General features: G+C 44.8%; 1 protein-coding gene and 1 riboswitch. The gene reads left to right on the forward strand.

The window, feature by feature from the left end; all coding sequences use genetic code 11:
* Positions 1-463 precede the first annotated feature (463 nt).
* A riboswitch (purine riboswitch) is annotated at positions 464-565 on the forward strand.
* 106 nt (positions 566-671) lie between these two features.
* Positions 672-1,973, forward strand: a complete 1,302-nt coding sequence (locus M3202_RS21895; RefSeq protein WP_251225340.1) for an NCS2 family permease — start codon at positions 672-674, stop codon at positions 1,971-1,973.
* The last annotated feature ends 175 nt before the right edge of the window (positions 1,974-2,148 follow it).

Below are 2,148 nucleotides of genomic sequence, written 5' to 3' on the forward strand. Positions count from 1 at the left end.
TTGTGGTGAAAGATTAAGCAGAATATGAGTTGAAACAAATAGGAAGCTGGGAATCCAAATTTCTTCGTAATGCCAGCTTTTCGGAGATGCTTAAACATCCCTAATTCACTAAATGCGTTTTTCAATTTTAAGGAAAATGCCTTAACCGCAATGGAGTATTATCTCGACGGCTGGTACAGATCTCTTCAGGACTAACCTCGGCATTTTTGGAAGTGAGCATGGGGTGGATTATCAAATTTACGGAAAAGAACGTTTTTCAGTGACCTCCAATTGACAGGTCTGTTGATGAGGCGATAAAATTTGGATAGTAGTCTCTGAAAAAGGTTTACTCGATAAGTGAAACTGTGAAGGTAGAATTATAATAGGCGAATATTAAATAATTTTTTCGTTTTAACGTTCGGATTTTTCTTGACAACGGATAGGTTGATTGCTACACTTCTTATGGATGAATGAGAGAGGCTTCTCTCTTTTCTTACTTTATTTTCGTATAACTGCAGGAATATGGCCTGCAAGTCTCTACCAAGCTGCCGTAAATAGCTTGACTACGAAAAATCAACCTATTCCACAAATAACGGAATATGTCGGATTTTTTGAGGAAAGCTTTAGGCAAAGAAGGCCTGAAGCTTTTTTCGTTGTTTGTGGGAAGGAAATCATAAATTGGAGGCTATCAAATGGATCGGTATTTTGGTTTTAAGGAGAATGGCACGTCCTATCGGAAAGAAATCATCGCTGGTTTGACGACGTTTTTATCGATGGCTTATATCCTGTTTGTCAATCCGTCTATTCTCGGGGATGCAGGCATGGATGTTGGCGCTGTTTTTACGGCAACAGCACTGGCGGCGGCATTAGGGACATTGATCATGGGTCTGCTGGCGAACTACCCAATCGCTCTTGCGCCTGGAATGGGGCTTAACGCCTTTTTTGCTTACTCTGTCGTGCTCGGAATGGGCATTGATTGGCAAGTTGCTTTGTTCGGCGTTTTTATGTCTGGTCTTATTTTTATTCTCATTACGTTAGTTGGTGTACGGGAGTTAATTATTAACGCGATTCCGGCTGAATTGAAATATGCAGCAGCGGCTGGTATCGGGCTGTTCATCGCTTTTATCGGCCTGAAAAATGCCGGTATTGTCGTTCCTTCTGAAGCGACGGCTGTCGAGCTTGGCATCATTCACGCGCCGACGACATTGCTTGCGATTTTCGGTTTGGTGATTACGGTTATTCTGATGGTGCGTGGCGTGAGAGGCGGCATTTTCTACGGGATGATTCTCACTTCGCTTGCCGGGGTGATCACAGGTGTCATTGAAATGCCTGACGGTATCATTGGCGCTGTGCCTTCGCTTGCTCCAACTTTTGGTCAAGCTTTTGCGATTGACTGGTCATCTGTCTTTACCGTCCAGCTTCTTATTGTCATTCTTACATTTTTATTTGTTGATTTCTTCGATACAGCCGGAACATTATATGCCGTGGCCAATCAGGCCGGTTTTGTTAAGGATAATAAGCTTCCGCGGGCCAATAAGGCGTTGCTTGCCGATTCAAGCGCGACATCCATTGGTGCGATTTTAGGAACGTCGACGACAACGGCCTATATTGAATCTTCTTCTGGTGTCGCTGCTGGTGGCCGGACAGGCTTTGCCTCAGTGGTAACAGCTCTGTTATTCATCGTTGCGCTTTTCTTCTCGCCTCTGCTGGCAGTGGTGACAGATCAAGTAACGGCGCCGGCTTTAATTATCGTTGGTATTTTAATGGCGTCCTCTCTCGGTCTGATTGACTGGAAGAAGCTTGAGATCGCTGTCCCGGCCTTTTTAACCGTCGTGACGATGCCGTTAACTTACAGCATTGCAACCGGGATTGCGATTGGGTTCATTTTGTACCCTGTTACGATGATTTGTAAGGGGAAAGGAAAAGATGTTCATCCGATTATGTATGTCTTATTCTTCGTCTTCTTAGCATACTTTGTCTTCTTGTCAGAGTAGGGTGCATCCAGCAAAAGATCGTCCGGAAGGTTATGCCTTCGGACGATCTTTTTTTGGTGTGCCCGGCATGTGCATGGGCTATAGGGTTCAAGTCCCGAGCAGTGAAGGTCACTGTAACTGTTAGCCAACGACAAGGGTGTCTAGGGTGACCTAGAATCTGAAGGAAGTCCGAGGC

This window comes from Halalkalibacter oceani (assembly GCF_023715605.1).
Lineage (GTDB): Bacteria > Bacillota > Bacilli > Bacillales > Bacillaceae_D > Halalkalibacter > Halalkalibacter oceani.